This window comes from Micromonospora sp. ATCC 39149 (assembly GCF_000158815.1).
Classification (GTDB): Bacteria; Actinomycetota; Actinomycetes; order Mycobacteriales; family Micromonosporaceae; genus Micromonospora.
This window is the reverse complement of record NZ_GG657738.1, coordinates 2493781-2514235: the sequence shown is the minus strand read 5'-3', so window position 1 is coordinate 2514235 and position 20455 is coordinate 2493781. Positions and strand designations below refer to the sequence as shown.

Genomic DNA, 20455 nt, shown 5'->3' with positions numbered 1-20455 from the left:
TGCGGGGCCTGCGCCTCGGCACCCGGATGTGGCAGCCGGCGCGCTCGGGCTCGCCGCCTGCTCCTGACGCCCGAGCCGGCCGCCCGGGAGGCCACCCCGTCGCCGACCGCGTCCCGGCAGTTCAAGCCCGGCGCGGCGGGGGTGGGCGACGACTACTTCCCCCGATACGGCAACGGCGGGTACGACGTGACCCGGTACGTCGTGAAGGTCCGCTACGACCCGGCGGCGGACCGCCTCACCGGCACCACCACCGTGCAGGCCACGGCCACCGCCGACCTCTCCGCGTTCAACCTGGACCTGGCCGGGCTCACCGTGCGCACGGTGACGGTGGACGGTGCCCCGGCCCGGCACGCCCGCGCCGGCGACGAACTGGTCGTCACCCCCGCCGCCGGGCTGACCTCCGGAAACGGCTTCACCGCCGAGATCGGCTACGACGGCGAGCCGAAGCCGCTGCGCAACGAGGCCCTCGGCGAGGGCGGCTTCCGGCACACCACCGACGGCGCGGTGGCCCTCGGCCAGCCCGAGTCGGCGAGCACCTGGTTCCCGGTGAACGACCACCCCTCCGACAAGGCCGCCTACGACTTCGAGATCACCGTCCCCGAGGGGCTGACCGCCGTCAGCAACGGGGTGCCGGTCGGCAAGAGCACCCGCGCCGGCTGGACCACCTGGAAGTGGGCCGAGCGGTCCCCGATGGCCAGCTACCTGAGCATGGTGGCGATCGGCGAGTTCCGGGTGACCCGCGCCGAGCACAAGGGGCGGCCGGTGTTCCACGCGGTCACCACGAAGCTGCCCGAGGGTGCGGCGGACGCCTCGATCGCCCGCACCGTCGAGGTGGCCGACTACCTGGAGAGCGTGTTCGGGCCGTACCCGTTCGATTCGTACGGCGGGGTGGTCGTCGACGAGCCGGGCATCAGGTTCGCGCTGGAGACGCAGAGCCGCCCGGTCTACTCGGCCGCCTTCTTCCGCCGGGGCGAGAACACCGGCGTGGTCGCGCACGAACTGGCCCACCAGTGGTTCGGCGACAGCGTGGCGCTGGCGCGGTGGCAGGACATCTGGCTCAACGAGGGGCTGGCCACGTACGCGGAGTGGCTCTGGGAGGAGCACCGGGGCGGGCGGACCGCGCAGCAGTCGTTCGACGGGCAGTACTTCGGCGCGTCCGAGTCGCTCTGGCGGACCCCGCCCGGCAGGCCGGGGGTGACGAACCTGTTCGGCCACTCGGTGTACCAGCGCGGCGCGATGACCGTGCACGCGCTGCGGACCACCGTCGGCGACCGGGCGTTCTTTCAGATCGTCCGGGGCTGGGCGGCCGACCAGCGCGGTGGCAACGTCACCACGGCGGACTTCGTCGCCCACGCCGAGCAGGTCTCCGGCAGGCAGCTCGACGCGCTCTTCGACGCCTGGCTCTACGGCACCCAGCGACCCGCCCGCCCCGAGCCGGCCCGCTGATCCCGGCTGCCTATCGCTTCACCACCAGCTCCGGGTGGTCGGCGAGGTACTGCTCGGCCCGACCCTCCTCCAGCGCGGTCAGGAACTGCCGGCCGACCGGCTTGAGCTGCTCGCCACGGTAGGCGCTGCCCCGGCCCACCCCCTCGCCCGGCAGCCCGACCAGGACGAGCCGGTCGGCGGGCAGCCCGCCGAGGGCGTACGCGAGGTCGACGATCCGCGGCCCGCCGGCGTAGACGAGGGTGTCGCCGAGCGCGCCGACGACCTGCTCGACCCGGTCCGGCTGCCGGGGCAGGCCCTCGGCCTGCATCTTCGTCATCAGCGCCCGGATGAGCTGCTGCTGGTGGCGCTGCCGGGCGTAGTCGCCGCCGTCGAGGCCGTAGCGCTGCCGGGCGTAGTCCAGCGCCTGCCAGCCGTTGAGGTGCCGCTCGCCCTTGGCGTAGACCATCTGCGGGCCGACGTAACCGCCGCCGCTCGGCGCCGGGTCGCGGTGCCGGCCGTCCGGCCGCCGGTGCAGCGAGACGGTCCGCTGGTCGACGTAGAGGTCGACCCCGCCGACGGCGTCCACCAGTTTCTCGAAGCCGGAGAAGGTGACCACCGCGCCGGCGTCGAAACGCAGCCCGGTGTACCCGCTGACGGTGCTGCGCAGCAACTCGTACCCCTGGGTGGTGCTCGGCTGCTTCGGCTTGCCCGGCACCCGGCTGCCGTAGCTCATCGCGTGGGTGAGCTTGGTCTTCCCGCCCCGGTACCCGGCCTTCGGGTACGCCGGGATGTCGACCAGCAGGTCCCGGGGGAGCGAGAAGAGGTACGCCCGGTCCAGCCCCCTCGTCACGTGCGCCACGAGCACGGCGTCGCCGTGCGGCTCCCAGCCGGGCACGCTGACCCGGGTGTCCACGCCGACCAGCAACAGGTTCAGCGGCCCGGTGACGTCGGCCCCCGGCGTCGGAGTGGGGCTCGGCGCGGCCGGCGACGGCGTGGGCGCGGCGGTGATCCGCCCGGCCCCGCGCTCGCTCTGCCGGTCGGCGACCAGCCGGGTGGCCACCGTCGCCCCGCCCGCCACCACGACGGCCGCCGTGACGACGGCCAGCGCCACCCGCCATCGCCGACGCCCGGTTCCAGCCTGTCCGGCCATGTCGCACCCCCGCCCCTACAACGCTCCCAAGACCGCGCCGGGTTGCGGCTGCTGAGCTTCGGATTACCGGCGGCGGGAGGATGATCCCGCAGGAGCCGGCTGTGGCGCGAGAGCTACTCGTCGGTAATGATGCGTCCATGCGGTACGACGTGCTCGTCATCGGGTCCGGCTTCGGCGGCAGCGTCACCGCGCTGCGGCTGGCCGAGAAGGGGTACTCCGTCGGCGTCCTGGAGGCCGGGCGGCGCTTCGCCGACGACGAGTTCCCCGAGACCTCGTGGCGGCTGCGGCGATTCCTGTGGGCCCCGAGACTCGGCTGCTACGGCCTGCAACGGATCACCCTGCTCCGTTCCGCCGAGCGCAAGTCCGGCGGCGGGGTGCTGGTGCTCTCCGGCGCGGGCGTGGGCGGCGGCTCGCTGGTCTACGCGAACACCCTCTACGAGCCCCTCGACGCGTTCTACGCCGATCCCCAGTGGCGGGACGTCACCGACTGGCGGGCCGAGCTGGCCCGGCACTACGACCAGGCGAAACGGATGCTCGGCGTCACCCCGTACCCGATGCACACCCGGGCGGACCGGGCGATGCGGGCGGTGGCCGACCGGATGGGGGTCGGGCACACGTTCCACGCCACCCCCGTGGGGGTGCACATCGGTCGGCCGGGGGAGCCGGCCGCCGACCCGTACTTCGGCGGCGCCGGCCCGGAGCGCACCGGCTGCACGCACTGCGGGGCGTGCATGACCGGATGCCGGCAGGGGGCGAAGAACACCCTGGTCAAGAACTATCTGTGGCTGGCCGAGCGGCTCGGCGTCGAGGTGCACCCGCTGACCACCGTCACCGCCGTGCGGCCCGCCGCCGGGGGCGGGTACCGGGTGGAGACCGTCCGTACCGGCGCCTGGGTGCGCAGCCGCCGCCAGGCATGGCACGCCGACCAGGTGGTCTTCGCGGCCGGGGCGCTCGGCACCCAGCGGCTGCTGCACGAGATGAAGGCCACCGGCGCGCTGCCCCACCTCTCCGACCGCCTCGGCGAGCTGACCCGGACGAACTCCGAGGCGATCCTCGGCGCGTCCGTGCCCCCCGGGCGGGCCCGCACCGAGGGGCTCGACTTCACCGAGGGGGTGGCGATCACCAGCTCGTTCCACCCCGACCCGCAGACGCACATCGAGCCGGTCCGCTACGGGCGCGGCTCCAACGCGATGGGGCTGCTCCAGTCGCTGCTGGTCGACGGCGGCCCGCACCGGGTCCGCCGCTGGCTGGTCAGCCTACTCACCCAGCCCCGCCTCGCCGCCCGGATGCTCTCCGTTCGCGACTGGTCGCAGCGCACCATCATCGCGCTGGTCATGCAGTCCGCCGACAACTCGCTGACCACCCGCTGGCGGCGCGGCCCGCTCGGCCGGCGACTGGTGTCCGTCCCCGGTCACGGCGCGCCCAACCCGACGTGGATCCCCGCCGGCAACACCGCCGCGCGGCTGCTCGCCGAGGAGATCGGCGGCACGCCGGGCGGGTCGCTCACCGACCCGTTCGACATCCCGATCACCGCGCACATCCTCGGCGGGGCGGTGATCGGGGCCACCCCGGCCGACGGGGTGATCGACCCGTACCACCGGGTCTACGGGCACCCTGGGCTGCACGTGGTGGACGGGGCGGCCGTGTCGGCGAACCTCGGGGTGAACCCGTCGCTGACCATCACCGCCCAGGCGGAACGGGCGATGTCATTCTGGCCCAACCGGGGCGGGGAGGATCCCCGGCCGCCGCTGGGGGCCCCGTACCGGCGGGTGGCGGCGGTGCCGCCGGTGCGGCCGGCCGTACCGGCACACGCGCCCGCCGCGCTGCGCGCGTAAGGAAGGGCCCCTTGTTAACGCCTACGGTAGAGAAGGGTCCCCTTCTCACCGCGCGAAGCCGCGCCGCGCCGAGCCGCGCCGGGCCGGGCCGCGCCGAGCCGCGCCGAAGCCGCGAGGCGCGGAAGGGGCGGACGGGGTCCGCGCCGGGGCGGTGGTGACTGTCGGTAGGCTTCCTGCCCATGAGCACGCCTCGTCCCGTCCTCGTGGTGGACTTCGGAGCCCAGTACGCCCAGCTCATCGCGCGCCGGGTGCGCGAGGCGAGGGTCTACTCGGAGATCGTGCCGCACTCGATGCCGGTGGCCGAGATGCTGGCGAAGAACCCGGCCGCGATCATCCTGTCCGGCGGTCCGGCCAGCGTCTACGCCCCCGACGCCCCGCAAATCGACGCGGGGATGTTCGAGGCCGGCGTGCCGGTCTTCGGCATCTGTTACGGCTTCCAGGCGATGGCCCAGGCCCTCGGCGGCACGGTCGCGCGCACCGGCAACCGTGAGTACGGCGGCACCCCGCTGCGCACCCGCGCCGAGGCCGGGGTGCTGCTGCGCGAGCTCCCGGCCGACCTGCCGGTCTGGATGAGCCACGGCGACTGCGTGACCGAGGCCCCCGCCGGCTTCGCGGTCACGGCCGAGTCGGCCGGGGCCCCCGTCGCCGCGTTCGAGGACCTGGCCGGTCGCCGCGCCGGCGTGCAGTTCCACCCGGAGGTGGGGCACACCGCGCACGGCCAGGAGATGCTCTCCCGGTTCCTGTACGACATCGCCGGCATCGAGCCGACCTGGACGCCCGAGAACATCATCGACGAGCAGGTGGCCCGCATCCGCGAGCAGGTCGGCGACAAGGAGGTCATCTGCGGCCTGAGCGGCGGTGTCGACTCGGCGGTCGCCGCCGCGCTCGTGCACCGGGCCGTCGGTGACCAGCTCACCTGCGTCTTCGTCGACCACGGCCTGCTGCGGGCGGGCGAGGCCGAGCAGGTGGAGAAGGACTACGTCGCCGCCACGGGGATCAAACTGAAGGTGGTCGACGCGGCCGACCGCTTCCTCGGTGCGCTGGCCGGGGTGACCGACCCGGAGCAGAAGCGGAAGATCATCGGCCGGGAGTTCATCCGGGTCTTCGAGGCCGCCGCCCGGGAGGTTGCCGCGCACGGCGACGTCGAGTTCCTGGTGCAGGGCACCCTCTACCCGGACGTGGTGGAGTCCGGCGGCGGCACGGGCACCGCCAACATCAAGAGCCACCACAACGTCGGCGGCCTGCCGGAGGACCTGAAGTTCGCCCTGGTCGAGCCGCTGCGCACGCTGTTCAAGGACGAGGTGCGCACGCTGGGCCTGGAGCTGGGCCTGCCCGAGGCGATGGTCTGGCGGCACCCGTTCCCGGGCCCCGGGCTGGCCATCCGGATCATCGGGGCGGTCGACCGGGAGCGGCTCGACCTGCTGCGCCAGGCCGACCTGATCGCCCGTGAGGAGCTGACCGCCGCCGGCCTGGACCGGGGCGTCTGGCAGTTCCCCGTGGTGCTGCTGGCCGACGTACGCAGCGTCGGGGTGCAGGGCGACGGGCGCAGCTACGGGCATCCCGTGGTGCTGCGCCCGGTCTCCAGCGAGGACGCGATGACCGCCGACTGGTCCCGGCTGCCCTACGAGGTGGTGGCCAGGATCTCCACCCGGATCACCAACGAGGTGGCCGAGGTGAACCGAGTGGTTCTGGACGTCACCAGCAAGCCGCCGGGCACCATCGAGTGGGAGTGACGCCGCCTCAGCCGACGGTCGGCGGCACCGGCCCGCCCGGTGCCCCGCCAGCCGGGGGGCCGGTCGCCGGGTGGGGCGGCTGGGGCTCGTACCCAGAAGTGGGGGACTGGCCGGGTGACGCGGGGTCGGCCGGGTGTGGCCAGGCCGGGGCGCTGGCCGGCTCCTCCGGCATCAGGAACCACATGATCGGGTACGCGAGCGCGGCCACCCCGGCGGTGGCCAGCGTCGCGATGGCGAAGACCACCCGGACGAGGGTGGGGTCGACGGCGAAGTAGCGGCCGAGCCCGCTGGCCACCCCGGCGACCATCCGGTCCGTGGTGGGGCGGCGGAGCTGCTTGTACGGGGCCTGGTGCGGTGTCGAGGTCATGCCTCCACGTTCCACGCCTGGCGGCGCGCCGACCTCGGTGACGGCCCGGATCCTTACCCTGACCGATCCCTGATGATCAAGTGTTCAGTCAGGAATCCGACTCTTTTCGATGCAGGTAACGAGCGGCGGGGAGAATTTGGCCCCGTGACCACCATGCTGGAGCCGCTCCGCAGGATCGCGGCATACGCAGTTTGTGCTGACTCAGTCGGCCGAGTGTTGCTGGTCCGCGCATCGGAGCGCTCCGGCACCCCCGGCACGTGGTCCCTCCCCGGCGGGGCGGTCGACCACGGTGAGGACCCGAACCACACCGTCGTCCGGGAGACCGCCGCCGAGACCGGGCTCTCGGTCGCCGTCTGCGGGCTGGACGACGTGCTGGCGGACATGCGGGCCCTGCCCGAGCGGGGCATCACCATCCACACCGACCGGCTCATCTACCGGGTCTCCGTGCGCGGTGGCACGCTGACCGACCGGGTCGACCGCCCCACCGACCTGGCCCGCTGGGTCACCCCCACCGAGGCGCGCGAGCTGCGGCTGCGGTCGTTCACCGCGCGGGCCCTCGGGCTGCCCACCTCCTCGGCCGACGTGGTGCCCGACGAGGCCCCGGAGTTCCCCTCCTTCTACGCGGTCCCCGGTCCCGACGGGCTGCACCGCGCCCAGCGCTTCGCCGCGTACGCGGTGGCCACCGACCCGGAGGGCCGGGTGCTGCTCACCCGGGTCTCCGACGGGTACCCGGGGGCCGGCTGCTGGCACCTGCCCGGCGGCGGCACCGACTACGGCGAGCAGCCGGGCGCGGCGCTGATCCGGGAGCTGGTGGAGGAGACCGGCCAGCGGGGTCGCCTGGTCGAGCTGCTCGGGGTGGCCAGCCACCGCGACGCCGCCTCTCTCGGCCCGGAGGGCTACCCGATCGACTGGCACGGCGTGCGCGCCTTCTACCGGGTGATGGTCGACCAGCCCGCTCCGCCCACCGTGACCGACGTCGGCGGCTCCACCTGCGAGGCCCGCTGGTTCGCCCGCGACGAGCTGGGCGCGCTCCCCGCCGACCGCCTCACCGAGGTCACGGCCGAGGCCGTCCAGGCCGCCCGCCTCGCCTGACGCGTACGTCCCGCCGCCGCACCCGACCCCGCCCCGCCCCGCCGCAAGCCGATCATGAAGTTGTCGCCGCCCGGTCGCGCCAGGCGATAGCTTCATGATCGACCGGGTGCTCGGCCCGGGGAGCGGGAGGCGCGCGGTGCTGGAACAGCGACGGCGGGTGGGGGTCTACGGGGTCTGTCAGGGCCGCGACGGGCGGGTTCTGCTCGTACGGGGGTCCCCGTCGGCCGACTACCCCGGGGTGTGGCAGGTGCCCGGGGGCGGGCTGGAGCACGGGGAGCATCCCGAGGCCGGCGTGGTCCGGGAGTACGCCGAGGAGACCGGGCTCGCCGTCGAGGTGACCGGCGTGCTGGCCGCAGTCTCGGACGTCACCGGGCTGCCGGGTGTGGCGCTGCACACCGACCGGATCGTCTTCGCCGTCGAGGTGACCGGCGGCACGCTCCGCGACGAGCCCGACGGCACCACCGACCTGGTGCGCTGGCCGACCCTCGACGAGGCCGCCGGGCTGCCGCTGATGCCGTTCACCGCCGAGGTGCTCGGCCTGCCGGTCACCCCGCTGCCGCAGCCCGCGCCCGGCGCGGCCCGTGGCCCGTACCCGCCGGTCCAGGCCGACCGGCGGCAGCGCTTCGCGGCGTACGGGCTGGTTACCGACCAGGCCGGGCGGGTGCTGCTCACCCTGATCGCCGACGGGTACCCGGGGGCCGGGCTGTGGCACCTGCCCGGCGGCGGCACCGACCACGGCGAGCAGCCGGCCGCCGGGTTGCTCCGCGAGTTGGTCGAGGAGACCGGCCAGCTCGGCCGGGTGGTCGACCTGCTCGCGGTCCACCACCGGTACGATCCCGGCGAGCTGGGGCCGGAGGGCCGGCCGCTGGACTGGCACGGGGTGCGGGTGGTCTACCGGGCGGTGGTAGACGAGCCCACCGAGGCCCGGGTCACCGAGTTGGCCGGTGGGTCGACGGCCGCCGCCGCCTGGTTCCCGCCGGACCGGCTCGACGATCTGCCGATGACCGAGGTGGCGGCGCTGGTAACCGGACATCGGGCCGCATAGCGCCCGCCCGCCGAGTCGATGAGGACGGCCTCCGGTAGGCTGAAGGCGGGGTTATGGAGAATCGGGCGATCGGGCCTGAGATGGGAATGAAGAGGCGATTCGCGCGGTTCAACAGAGATGCAAGCACCGCCGGCAGCTATCGCCAAGCCCCCCACCCCTGTGCAATGGTGTACTCCGCTTTGACGGCTGCCGGGCCAGAAGCGGTCCGGCACGAGACAGCCGGACATCCGCCCTCGTGGCGGCCAGCCCGATCCGGTGATGGAGGAAACGTGCCGAGAGCCCCATGGCGCCGGCGTCGTACGACTGACAGTCCGCGCCCCGCAGGGCGTCGCTGGGCGAGCCCGTTGCGCCGCAGCAGCACGTTCGCCCGCCAGGTGCTGCTCGTCCGGGTGGGGCGCCGCGACGGCGTCGCCGCCGCGGGCACCGACCTGGCCTCGCCCAAGCACCGCTACCTCGACCGGCAGCGCCGCCGCTACGGCCTCGACCGGTACCGGCGCACCGAGGTCGAGGCGGTCGTGCCGGTGAGTCCGGCCGTGGGCCCCAGCGCCCCGGTCGACGACGCGGCGTCGATGTCGATCCCGCTGCTGCCCGGTGCGCGGACGGCGGCCCGCCGGGCCAAGTTCGCGCTGGTCAACGCCTGCACGCTGGCCAGCCTCATGCTCGGCATCAACGCCATCTTCGTGGCCATGCAGGGCGAGGTGCGCCTCGCCGCGCTCCTGCTGATCGCCTGCGTGTTGTTCGACGGACTCGACGGCGCGCTGGCCCGCCGGTTCGGGGTGGCCAGCCCGTTCGGGGCCCAGATGGACTCGCTGGCCGACATGTGCTCCTTCGGACTGGCAGCCCCGGTGGTCGTCTACGCCTCGCTCGCCGGCGAGGCCCCGCGAGCCGCCGCAGCGGTCGCCGCCGCGCTCGTCGCCGCCTGCGCGGCGATCCGGCTCGCCCGGTTCAACGTCTCGCCCAGGGACGGCCGCTTCTTCTGCGGCGTGCCGACCACGATGGCCGCGGCCGTGCTGGCCCTGACCGTCGCCCTCGGCCTGCCGCTGCCCGGCCTCGTGCAGATCGTCGGGGTGGCGCTGCTTGCCTTCGCGATGGTCTCCAGCTTCCCGTACGCGAAGCTGGCCCGGCTGGTGAAGCTGCCGCCGTGGCTCTGGCTGGCCCCGGTGGTCGGCGCGCTGGTCGACGTCCGGCTCACCTTCGCTCTGATCGTGGTGGGTTACCTGGTCAGCGGCCCGGTGCTCTGGCTGCGCCAGCGCCGCACCGCCTGAGCCGACGATCGACCAGAAAGGGGCGCCGCGCCAGCGGCGCCCCTTTCGTCGTGCCCGGCTCAGCGCCAGCGGGCGATGACCGTGGACCCGCCGACCACCCGGTCGCCCGGCCCGACCAGCGGGTCGGCCGCGTCGGCCGGCAGGTAGACGTCGGTCCGCGAGCCGAACCGGATCAGGCCGAAGCGCTCGCCCCTGGCCAGCAGCGACCCGATCGGGGCCCGCTGCACGATCCGCCGGGCGATCAGCCCGGTGCGCTGCGCCACGACGACGGTGCCGTGCTCGGTGCTCAGCACCGTGTACGCCGCCACGTTGTGCTCGGCGTCCGGCTTCATGGCGTTGACGAACCCACCGTCGGCGACGAAGTAGTCGACCACCTTGCCGGCCACCGGGGAGCGGTTGACGTGCACGTCCAGCACCGACAGGAACACCGCGATCCGCAGCCACTCGCCGTCGCCGAACCGCTCGTCGTGTAGCCGCTGCACCGACAGCACCTGCCCGTCGGCGGCGGCCACGACGGCCGACGGGTCCTCGGGGACGTCCCGCTCCGGATCCCGGAAGAACGCGGCCACCGGTGCGGCGGCCAGGGCCGGCAGCAGCCAGAGCTTCGACTTGGGCCGGGCGAGGCGGGTCAGCGCCGCCAGGCCGAGGGCGATGCCGGCTGCCGCCACCCCGTTGGAGTCGATGTGCATGCCCCGGGTCAGCGGGACGCTCGACGGCCGGTGGGCCGGGGCGAGGCGGGCGGCGACCGTCGCGTCGGCCGGGGTGAACCGGAGCCGGTGCACCCGCACCGGCGGGGAGTTGCGCAGCACCAGGTCGCTCCCGACGCCGTGCAGGGCGCCCTGCCGCTCCAACTCGGCAGCCGCGCCGGCCGTCCGGGCCGGGGTGGCGGGCACCGCCACGGCGAGCACCGCCCCGTCGGCGAGGTACTTCGCCAGGCCGTCGACGGTGGTCCGGGCCTCGTCGGCGGTGCCGGTGAGCGGCTCGGCGGCGATCACCACCTCGGCGGCTTCGGCCTCGGCGAGGGAGTCCACCACGCGTACCCGGTCGGCGACCCAGCGGCCCTGGGCCGTCACGTGCTCGCGCAGCGCGGCCGGCGTCGCCGACCCGGCCGGCACGACGGTGAGGGTGTCGCCGGGCAGCAGGGCGTCGATCGCCGCGGCCAGAACCGCGGAGTCCGGGGTCGCGCCGAACAGCAGCGCTGCCTTCGGGTCGTTGCGCCGGGCGAGTTCGGTGACGAGGGTACGGGCGGCGCGCTCGCCGATGCGGACCGGACCGGGCCGGCCAGAGGTGCGCACGGCGGGGGACTGGGTCATGTCGAACGGGCTCCTGACGAGGTAGAGACGGGAATCGCGGTGGGATCGCCACGGCGACCGGTCTGGGGTGAGCGCGAACGGGCCGGCGACCGGGCGGCCGGGCCTCGGGCGAGGCCCCGCGACGCGGCTTGGTCGTCGGCGGCCCGACGGCTCGGCTGCGGGTGGGGCCCGCGGCGTGGGCCGGCCGGCGGAGGCGAGATCTCCATCGGCCAGCATATGCGCACTCCGCCGGGGCCCGCACCGCAGCGGTCAACCGGCCGTTCGCTCGGGGCCTGGCTGCGGCGGGGCGTCCGACTCCACCGGCGGGTACGGCGCGGTCGCGTCGGCGGCCAATCGGGGCAACGGTTCGGTGTCCCGCTCGCGGGCCGCCCCGGTCCCGAACTTTCGGGTGGCCAGGTCCTCGTCGAGCGGATCGGTCGGCGACCAGCGGGGAGCCTGCCCGCCGCTGACCGGCCGGTCCTCGACCGCCTCGGGCAGGCTGTCGGAGACGGCGGCGATCGGCCACTCGTCGGCCCGCTCGCCACCTGCTTCGGTGGCGGTGAGGTCGGCGCCGGGTTCCTCGGCCGGCTGGGCACCGGCCTCGGTGGCCGTGGCGCCGGTGGTTGCCGCGTGTGGGGCGGCCGTCCGGTCGACCCGGCCGGAGCGCAGCGCGCCGACCAGGCCCAGCACGCCGATCAGGAGCAGGCCTCCGGCCAGGAACCAGCCGATCGGCGGGAGGGCCAGGCCGAGCAGCTGGGCGAACAGCCACCAGGCGGCGAGGGCGACGAAGAACAGGCCGAAGCCGAGCGACACGACGTCGGTGCGGTGCGCCTTCACCGGGTCACCTCCAGATCTCCGGCGTTGACGTGGATGTAGAGGCGTAGCTTCCCGCCGCCGGCGCCGTCCGCGCCGAGGTCGGTGCTCTCCCGGAGCCGGCCAACCAGCCCCTCCGAGTGGTTGCCGAAGATGGTCGCGTCCCCGGCGTTGACGTCGGCCAGCGTGGTGACGTCGACGTTGGGTGGCACCACCACGGTCGCGTGGCCGAAGTTGATCGCGACGGTGATCTGGGTCTCCTGCTTGTCGAAGTCGATGGCGCGCAGGTCCAGCACGGCGTCGCCGAAGTTGTTCTCGTACCGGTCGGCCACGTCGCGGCGGTCCGTGGGAGCCCAGGTGACGTCCCCCTCCACGCCACGGACCCGGTCGTAGGACTCCGCGACGGTGGCGACGCCGAGCGCCGCCGCGGTGACCAGCCCGAGCGCGATCAGCCACCGCGCCCGACCGAACCAGGTGCCGACGAGCAGCCCGAGCCCGATGGTCGCCAGGGCCGCCGCGAAGTATGCCGCCGCCCCCACCTCCACCACGTCCAGCAGGTCGAGCACGGCGACCACGCCGAGCGCCAGGAAGATCAGCGAGAAGGTCACGGCACCCAGCGGGGACCGTTCCTTGGGCTGCTTCGGTGGTTTGGCCGGCGGGAGTGGCGGCGGCGGTGCCGGTTGCGGCCCCTTGGCGTACGGGCCGTGCGGGGCGAACGGCGGCCGGTAGCCGGGCGGCGTGGGCGCGGCGACCGGCGGATAGCTGCCCACGGGTGCGCCGAGCGGGGGAGGGAAACCGGCCGACGGGTCCGGCGCGGGCGGCCAGGCCGGTAGCCCGGCGGTCGCCCCGGCCGGGGGCCGTCCCGGGGCGGCGGCCCACCCGGCGGCGGCCCACCCGGCGGCGGGCTGCCCGGGGGACGGAGCCCCGAACGGGTGCCCCGCGAAGACCCCGGCGGGCTGCCCCGCGAGCGGCGCGCCGGACGGCTGGCCGGGGACCGGGGGGCCGACCGACGGCGTCCGGGGGGCTGCCTCGTGCCCGGCGGGCGGGGTGAACAGCCCCGGCGCGGGCCAGGCGGCCGGCGGCACCGGCCCCGGCGGGGCGGTGGCGGGCGCGCCGGGGCCGGGGGCCGGGCCGGGCGGGGTGCGCCGGCCCGCCGTGGTGTGGTCGCGGTTGAGCAGCAGCGCGCCGCCGATCAGGATGGCCGCGCCGAGCAGCACCGCCCGGAACGCGTCGGTGACGATGTAGCCGAAGCTCACCGCGACCAGGATGCTCAGCACGATGACGGTGACCGGGGACATGCTGGACCGGCCTCGGCCGAGCATCGACTCGACCGGGGAGGCGGTGTCACCCTCGCCGGGGATGATCAGCCAGGCCGTGACGTACACCAGGATGCCGATGCCGCCGAAGAAGCCCAGGACGGCGAGCAGCACCCGCCAGAGCACCGGGTCGGTGTTGGTGGCCCGCCCGATCGCGGCGCAGACGCCGGCCAGGTAGCGACCCTCGCGGGGCCGGACCAGCCCGTACCGCGAGGTGAAGCCGGCACCCTCGGGCGGCGGGGCCCCGTACCCGCTGGGTGGCGGGCTGCCTGCCCCCGGCCCGTCGCCCCCGGGCGGCGGCGTGGCCGTGCCGTGCACGTCCGGCGGCGGCCAGCCCCCGGGGGCCGGGCCGGTCTCCGGGGACGCACCCGGCGCGGCGGTCGCCTCCGGGCCGGCCGGCGCGGGCGTCGCCCGGGCCAGAGGTGGTCGGCGCGGTCCAGTCGGCGGGCGTGGTGGCCGCCGGGGGCGGTGGTGGCCCGCCCGGCGGTGCCGTCTCGGGGCGGGGCGGCGGGGCAGCTTCCTCGGTCATGCCTCGATCTGCTGCTCCGGCTGGCGATAGACCTCAGGAACCGACCCTGACCCCCACCGTGAGATCCGGCCACCCCGGATGTCCGGGCGTTCCCCGTGGTCCCGGGCGACCGTGGCGTGTGACGATCGGATCGGCGTCGCCGGCCCCGGCGTGCGTCCGCGCCCATGCCGAACGTCGGCCCGGCGCGCCCCGTACCGAGCAGGGAGCCTCCGATCAGCGCCGTGACCCAGCCACCCCGGCTCTACCGGGCGCCCGAGCACCGGATGGCCGCCGGCGTCGCCGCCGGCATCGCCGATCACCTCGGCATCTCGGTGGTCCGGGTGCGGGTCGCCTTCATGGTGCTGCTCGGCCTCAGCGGGCTCGGGCTGCTGCTCTACGCCGCCTTCTGGGCGGTGGTGCCGTTGCGGCCCGGGGACACCGCCGTCCCGGCCCGCCGGGACCTCGGCCAGCTCCTGCCGTTCGTGGCGATCGGGCTGGCGGTGCTCGTGCTCCAGATGGTGGTCTTCGACTCGGTCGGCGCGGCGGGCACCGCCGGCTGGCTGGTCGCGATCATCGCGGTGGGGGCCGGGGTGATCTGGCACCAGTCCGCGCCGGAGCGCCGCCGGCAGTGGGGGGACTCGATGCCGGTGCCCTGGCTCGGCGCGGTGATCGAGGAGAACGACCGGCGCGCGTTCGTGCTCCGGTTCATCGGCGGCGGGGTGCTGGTCGCGGTCGGCATCATCGGCGTGGCGGCGGTCTACTCACCGGCGCAGAACTTCGACGCGGTGGTCAACGGCGTCATCTTCGCGCTGGTCGGGCTGGCCGGGGTGGGGGTGGTGGCGGCCCCGGTGCTCTGGCGGACGTACAACCAGCTCCGCTCGGAGCGGGAGGGGCGCATCCGCGAGCAGGAGCGGGCGGAGCTGGCCGCCATGGTGCACGATCAGGTGTTGCACACCCTCGCGCTGATCCAGCGCAACGCCGCCGACATGACGACCGTGCAGCGGCTCGCGCGCGGGCAGGAGCGGTCGCTGCGCAACTGGCTCTACAAGCCGACCGCCTCGCCGACCGAGCGGTTCGCCGCGGCCCTGGAGCAGGCGGCGGCCGAGGTCGAGGACACCTTCGCCATCACGGTGGAGGCGGTGGTGGTGGGCGACCGGGACACCGACGAGCGGGTCGGCGCGCTGGTCGCGGCGGCCCGGGAGGCGCTGGTGAACGCGGCCCGGCACGCCGGGGTGCGGACGGTCTCCCTGTACGCCGAGGTGGAACCGGAGCAGGTGAGCGTCTTCGTCCGGGACCGGGGCAAGGGCTTCGACCCGGATACCGTGGAGGATCACCGGCACGGGGTCCGGGGGTCGATCATCGGACGGATGAGGCGGCACGGCGGCCGGGCGGAGATCCGCTCCGAGCCGGGTGAGGGGACCGAGGTCCGGTTGATCCTGCCGATCTCCCGCGACCAGTCCACGTCGGAAAGGGAGAGATGACCATGGCCGAGCAGCCGAGAGGACCGGTCGAGGGTGCGGCGGGCGCGGAGAGCGTACCGGCGCGACTGCGCGTCTTCCTCGTCGACGACCACGCCATGTTCCGCGCCGGGGTCCGCGCCGAGCTCGGCGTCCACGTCGAGGTGGTGGGCGAGGCCAGCACGGTGGCCGAGGCCGTCGCCCGGATCGCCGCCACCGCGCCCGACGTGGTGCTGCTGGACGTGCACATGCCCGACGGTGGCGGCCGGGCGGTGCTGGAGTCGATGCGTCGCACCCACCCGCAGGTGCGCTTCCTGGCGCTGAGCGTCTCCGACGCCGCCGAGGACGTGATCGGTTTGATCCGGGCCGGTGCCCGGGGCTACGTCACCAAGACGATCTCCCCGGACGAGCTGGCCGCGGCGATCCGCCGGGTGGCAGACGGGGACGCCGTGTTCAGCCCCCGGCTGGCCGGGTTCGTGCTGGACGCATTCGCCGCCCGGCCGGACGCCCCGGTGGCCGATCCCGAGCTGGACCAGCTCACCAACCGGGAACGCGAGGTGCTCCGTCTGCTCGCCCGGGGGTACGCGTACAAGGAGATCGCCAAGGAGCTCTACATCTCGATCAAGACGGTCGAGACGCACGTGTCGAACGTCCTGCGCAAGCTCCAGATGTCCAACCGGTACGAGTTGTCCCGCTGGGCCGCGGACCGCCGCCTGGTGTGATCGACTTTCCTCTCAGTCGCGCCCCGCGTTCTCCGTGGCGGGTCTTGACGCACTGGCGGTGTGACTCAGCGTAACGGTGAGAGCGGTCACTCCGCCTGCCTCCCCCGCTCGGTCGATGCTGATCGCCGCGTGGTTGACGGCCGGGTCCACCGGACGGGCAGAGCGTGTTCGGGCCCGTCCCGCGCCGCCCGGCGCCTCGACGGCGAGCGGGAAAGTTCACAGGTCGCGTGCGGGCATTGGTGGGAACGCGAAGGCTGGTTGTATCTTTGCTGTTCAGCAGGGTGTGGCTGACTTGTTTCAAGATCATTTCTCAAGTATCGGCCACACTGCGGGCAACTAACGGCTTGATAACGGCACCTTCACGTAACGGGCCGTCAGGTGTCACAGTTGCAGCACCTCACCCCCGGTGTGAGGCGCCCATGCACGGTCACGCGGCCACGAATGTGTCGAGAAGTCACGGTTCGTGGTCGTCGAGTCCTGCGCGGGTGCCGATCCCGGTGTGGTGCGGCGGCCCGGCGGATCGGTACATCAGGGGTGTCCCGGTTTTCCTGCGGTAAGCCGGCGGTCGGTAATTTGCGACCGTCGGCGGCGTCACCCCCATGCGTGCGTGAAACCCACGACGGAACAGGTTAGAAAGAGGAGGCCCCTCGGAATGAGAGTCTCGAAGCGGGCGAGTGGCGCGATCGCGCTGGGCGCGGCTTTCGCGCTCGTCGCGTCCGGCTGCTCCAGCAGCGACGGAGATGGTGGCGACGCCGCCACCAGCGCGGACGGCGCTATCACGGTCGACGGCACCGAGCCGGAGAACCCGCTGGTTCCGTCGAACACCACCGAGACCGGTGGCGGCAAGATCATCGACTGGATGTGGACCGGCCTGGTCGAGTACCCCAACAACGGTGGGGCCCCGCAGAACGCCCTGGCCGAGTCGATCGACACGACCGACTCCAAGGTCTACAAGATCAAGATCAAGCAGAACACGAAGTTCCACGACGGCACCGTCGTCAAGGCCAAGAACTTCGTGGACGCCTGGAACTGGGGCGCGTACTCGCCGAACGGCGCGCAGAACTCCAGCTTCTTCTCGGACATCGAGGGCTTCGCCGACGTCAACACGGCGGACCCGGACGGCCCGGAGGGCCCGCAGAAGGCTCCGGAGCCGAAGGCCAAGGAGATGTCCGGCCTCAAGGTCGTCGACGACTGGAACTTCGAGGTCACGCTCTCCGCGCCGACCGCCGTGTTCCCGACCAAGCTCGGCTACAGCACCTTCATGCCGCTGCCGGACGCGTTCTTCGCGGGCAGCGCCGAGGAGTTCGGCAAGAAGCCGATCGGCAACGGTCCGGTCAAGTTCGTGTCCTGGGAGAACAACGTCGCGATCAAGCTGACGCGGTTCGACGACTACCAGCTGCGCGACAAGATGAAGATCAAGGACGTCAACATCAAGATCTACCAGGACGACACGGCCGCGTACAGCGACCTGGTCTCCGGGAACCTTGACTTCATGCAGCAGGTTCCGGTCTCCGCCCTCGCGGGTGACAAGTGGAAGTCGGACCTGGGCGACCGGGCCGTCTCGTCGACCACCCCGTCGACCGGCATCATCGCCTTCCCGATCTACGACAAGCGCTTCCAGAACCCGAAGCTGCGTCGCGCGATCTCGCTGTCGATCAACCGGCAGGAGATCACCGACAAGATCTTCTTCGGTAACCGGAAGCCGGCCGACAGCTGGGCCAACCCGCTGACCCCGGGCGCGACGCCGGGCAACTGCACCGCGTGCCAGTTCAACGTGGACGAGGCCAAGAAGCTGCTCGCCGAGGCCGGCGGCTTCACGGGCGAGTTGGTCATGTACTACAACGCCGACGCCAGCCACAAGGAGTGGATGGAGGCCGTCGCGCAGCAGATCAAGACCAACCTCGGCATCAACGCCCGCGCCGAGGGCGTGCCGACCTTCGCGGTGTTCCGCCAGAACATCAACGCCCACAAGATGAAGGGCGCCTACCGCGCCGGCTGGCAGCAGGACTACCCGGACGTGGAGAACTGGGTCAACCCGCTCTACGTGACCGGTGGCTCGTCCAACGACGGTCTGTACAGCAACAAGCAGGTCGACGCCCTGGCCAAGGAAGCCAGCTCCGCGCCGAGCCTCGACGCCTCGCACGCCAAGTTCGCCGAGGCCGTCAAGCTCATCGACCAGGACGTTCCGTCGATGCCGATCTACTTCGGTGGCCAGCAGTCCGGCCACTCGGAGAAGATCAAGAAGATGGAGCTGAGCAACGTCGGCGAGCTCGACATCACCTCGGTCGAGCTCTGATCCGTTCGGTCTGACCCCGGGTCGGGCTCACCTACCGGTGGGTCCGACCCGGGGCCGTTCCGCGAGGAGTACACAACACTCCCCGCCAGGTTGACGTCACCCGTGTCGGCGGCCGTCCGACGCGCCCCCTGTCAGGAGGACCACCCCATGGGCCGTTATCTGTTGAGACGGCTACTGCAACTCGTCCCGGTCTTCATCGGTACGACGTTCCTGATCTACTGGCTCGTCTGGTCCGTGCCGGGCGACCCGTTCGCCGGCAAGTGCGGCGACCGCCGGTGCCCGGACTCGTACATCAACTTCATGACCGAGAAGTACCAGCTCGACCAGTCGATCTGGGTGCAGTACGCGACCTACATGAAGAACCTGTTCCAGGGGGACTTCGGCATCACGTTCAACAACCGCGCGGTCGGCGACATCATCGCCACCGCGTACCCGAACACGTTGAAGCTCGCCGTGGTGGCCCTGGCGATCGAGGCGATCATCGGTCTGAGCGCGGGCGTCCTGACCGGCCTGCGGCGCAACGGCTTCCTCGACAACCTGGTCCTCGTCTCCACGCTCTTCCTGATCGCGCTGCCGGTCTTCGTCGTCGGCTTCGTCCTCCAGTGGCTGCTCGGCGTCAAGTGGGGCATCGTCCACCCGACGGTCTCCAACGAGATGCGGCTGTCCGAGCTGCTCCTGCCGGGCTTCGTCCTCGGCAGCGCGTCCATGGCGTACGTCGCCCGGGTGGCCCGCACCAGCATCGCGGAGAACCGCCGCGCCGACTACGTCCGTACCGCCATCGCCAAGGGCCTGCCGATGCGGCGCGTCGTCGGCGTGCACCTGCTGCGCAACTCGCTGATCCCGGTCGTCACCCTGCTCGGCACCGACCTCGGCGCGCTCATGGGCGGCGCGATCGTCACCGAGGGCATCTTCGGCATCAACGGCATCGGCCGCGCCGTCCTCCGGGCGATCGTCACCAAGGAGAGCGCTACCGTTGTCTCCATCGTGGTGGTCCTGGTGCTCGTCTACCTCCTGATGAACCTGCTGGTGGACCTGCTCTACGCCGCTCTCGACCCGAGGATCCGCTATGAGTGAGCAGCGTCGCGAACGAGTCATGAACGCAGCGTGTCGGGGCCACCGCCCTGGCACCGAGCGCAGCGAGGTGGCGGCATGAGTGACCCCAGCACCGCATCGATCGTCTCGACCCCGCCGGCTACCGTGCCCACCGAGGCGGGCTCCGGCGCGCCCGTCGCCGCCGGCCTGCCCGAGAACGCCCGCAAGGAGAAGCCGCGCGGCCTGCTCGGCGACGCCTGGCGCGACCTGCGCCGCAAGCCGCTGTTCTGGATCTCCGCGATCCTCATCCTGGTCTTCGTGACGATGGCGGCCTTCCCGTCGCTGTTCACCTCCGGTGACCCGGTCAACGGCGCGCTGTCCCGCAGCCGGGTCGAGCCGTCCGCCGCCGCCTGGTTCGGCTACGACGTGCAGGGCCGAGACGTCTACGCCCGGGTCATCTACGGTGCCCGCGCCTCGATCGTGGTGGCCCTGATCTCCACCATCGGCACGCTGCTGATCGGCGGCACGATCGGCATCATCGCCGGTTACGCCGGCGGCTGGGTCGACGCCCTGCTCTCCCGCTTCGCCGACATCTTCTTCGGCCTGCCCTTCGTGCTCGGCGCGATCGTCATCCTGACCACCTTCAACGGGGCCGGGTCGAGCAACAACGAGTGGCAGATCATGGGGCTGGTCATCATGTCCCTGGTCGTGCTGAGCTGGCCGGTCGTGATGCGGCTGATGCGCTCCTCGGTGCTGGCGACGAAGGAGGCCGACTACATCGTCGCGGCCCGGGCGCTGGGGGCCGGTACCGGCCGGATCATCCTCAAGCACCTGCTGCCGAACTGCCTCGCCCCGCTGCTGGTCTACGGCACCATCATGGTCGGCTCGTTCATCGGCGCGGAGGCCACGCTGTCGTTCCTGGGCATCGGCCTGAAGACCCCGGTGGTCTCCTGGGGCATCATGATCAGCGAAGCGCAGAACTACATCCGGGTCTCGCCCTTCCTGCTCTTCTTCCCCTCCGCGTTCCTCGTCACCGCCGTCCTCAGCTTCGTGATGCTCGGTGAGGCGGTCCGCGAGGCCCTCGATCCGAAACTGCGCTAGGGGAGA

Annotated in this window: 15 protein-coding genes and 1 pseudogene; 11 read left to right on the top strand and 5 right to left on the bottom strand. The window is 73.1% G+C overall.

The genetic code is table 11. From position 1 onward, the window contains the following. The first annotated feature begins 63 nt into the window (after positions 1 to 63). A complete protein-coding gene (locus MCAG_RS10470) occupies positions 64 to 1446 on the top strand; it encodes a M1 family metallopeptidase (protein WP_050778173.1) in 1383 nt (460 codons plus the stop codon). Between the two features lie 10 nt (positions 1447 to 1456). On the opposite strand, the gene MCAG_RS10465 is transcribed toward MCAG_RS10470, so the two are convergent. Further along, on the bottom strand, positions 1457 to 2575 hold the full coding sequence (locus MCAG_RS10465; protein WP_007072933.1) for an LCP family protein: 1119 nt from the start codon (positions 2573 to 2575) through the stop codon (positions 1457 to 1459). 137 nt (positions 2576 to 2712) lie between these two features. Here MCAG_RS10465 and MCAG_RS10460 point away from each other — a divergent pair, with 137 nt between their 5' ends. Together MCAG_RS10460 and guaA are read left to right on the top strand one after the other, a co-directional pair. Then, positions 2713 to 4410 (top strand): FAD-dependent oxidoreductase, encoded by a 1698-nt coding sequence (locus tag MCAG_RS10460; RefSeq protein ID WP_007072932.1) that lies wholly within the window; start codon positions 2713 to 2715, stop codon positions 4408 to 4410. Between the two features lie 179 nt (positions 4411 to 4589). Further along, positions 4590 to 6143, top strand: coding sequence for a glutamine-hydrolyzing GMP synthase (gene guaA, locus MCAG_RS10455; protein WP_036373054.1), 1554 nt, complete (start codon positions 4590 to 4592; stop codon positions 6141 to 6143). Positions 6144 to 6150: 7 nt separating this feature from the next. On the opposite strand, the gene MCAG_RS10450 is transcribed toward guaA, so the two are convergent. After that, a complete protein-coding gene (locus MCAG_RS10450) occupies positions 6151 to 6510 on the bottom strand; it encodes a PspC domain-containing protein (RefSeq protein ID WP_007072930.1) in 360 nt (119 codons plus the stop codon). Between the two features lie 144 nt (positions 6511 to 6654). Between MCAG_RS10450 and MCAG_RS10445 the strand changes: the two genes are divergently transcribed. From MCAG_RS10445 to MCAG_RS10435, 3 genes are all read left to right on the top strand, one after another. Further along, on the top strand, positions 6655 to 7602 hold the full coding sequence (locus MCAG_RS10445; protein ID WP_007072929.1) for an NUDIX domain-containing protein: 948 nt from the start codon (positions 6655 to 6657) through the stop codon (positions 7600 to 7602). Positions 7603 to 7741: 139 nt separating this feature from the next. Further along, positions 7742 to 8647 carry an NUDIX hydrolase gene (locus MCAG_RS10440; RefSeq protein ID WP_036376790.1) on the top strand — a complete coding sequence of 302 codons (906 nt, stop codon included), beginning with the start codon at positions 7742 to 7744 and terminating at the stop codon, positions 8645 to 8647. A gap of 344 nt (positions 8648 to 8991) precedes the next feature. Then, positions 8992 to 9912: a phosphatidylcholine/phosphatidylserine synthase gene (locus tag MCAG_RS10435; RefSeq protein WP_007072927.1), complete on the top strand. Its 921-nt coding sequence runs from the start codon at positions 8992 to 8994 to the stop codon at positions 9910 to 9912. A 59-nt stretch (positions 9913 to 9971) separates the two neighbouring features. On the opposite strand, the gene MCAG_RS10430 is transcribed toward MCAG_RS10435, so the two are convergent. The 3 genes and pseudogenes from MCAG_RS10430 to MCAG_RS10420 form a co-directional block, all read right to left on the bottom strand. Beyond that, positions 9972 to 11225: a phosphatidylserine decarboxylase gene (locus MCAG_RS10430; RefSeq protein ID WP_007072926.1), complete on the bottom strand. Its 1254-nt coding sequence runs from the start codon at positions 11223 to 11225 to the stop codon at positions 9972 to 9974. Between the two features lie 555 nt (positions 11226 to 11780). Beyond that, positions 11781 to 12041, bottom strand: a pseudogene (locus MCAG_RS10425) (hypothetical protein); the annotation flags it as partial. Further along, positions 12038 to 13651 carry a PspC domain-containing protein gene (locus MCAG_RS10420; protein ID WP_007072924.1) on the bottom strand — a complete coding sequence of 538 codons (1614 nt, stop codon included), beginning with the start codon at positions 13649 to 13651 and terminating at the stop codon, positions 12038 to 12040. The pseudogene MCAG_RS10425 and the gene MCAG_RS10420, both read right to left, overlap by 4 nt. 375 nt (positions 13652 to 14026) lie before the next feature. Here MCAG_RS10420 and MCAG_RS10415 point away from each other — a divergent pair, with 375 nt between their 5' ends. From MCAG_RS10415 to MCAG_RS10395, 5 genes are all read left to right on the top strand, one after another. After that, entirely contained in the window at positions 14027 to 15322 is a 1296-nt protein-coding gene (locus MCAG_RS10415; protein WP_007072923.1) for an ATP-binding protein, read from the top strand. A gap of 2 nt (positions 15323 to 15324) precedes the next feature. Then, positions 15325 to 16020, top strand: a complete 696-nt coding sequence (locus MCAG_RS10410) for a response regulator transcription factor (protein ID WP_007072922.1) — start codon at positions 15325 to 15327, stop codon at positions 16018 to 16020. Positions 16021 to 16672: 652 nt separating this feature from the next. Further along, positions 16673 to 18316 (top strand): ABC transporter substrate-binding protein, encoded by a 1644-nt coding sequence (locus tag MCAG_RS10405; protein WP_036373052.1) that lies wholly within the window; start codon positions 16673 to 16675, stop codon positions 18314 to 18316. A gap of 147 nt (positions 18317 to 18463) precedes the next feature. Further along, on the top strand, positions 18464 to 19390 hold the full coding sequence (locus tag MCAG_RS10400; protein ID WP_007072920.1) for an ABC transporter permease: 927 nt from the start codon (positions 18464 to 18466) through the stop codon (positions 19388 to 19390). A gap of 75 nt (positions 19391 to 19465) precedes the next feature. After that, positions 19466 to 20449 (top strand): ABC transporter permease, encoded by a 984-nt coding sequence (locus tag MCAG_RS10395; RefSeq protein WP_007072919.1) that lies wholly within the window; start codon positions 19466 to 19468, stop codon positions 20447 to 20449. Positions 20450 to 20455: the final 6 nt, after the last annotated feature.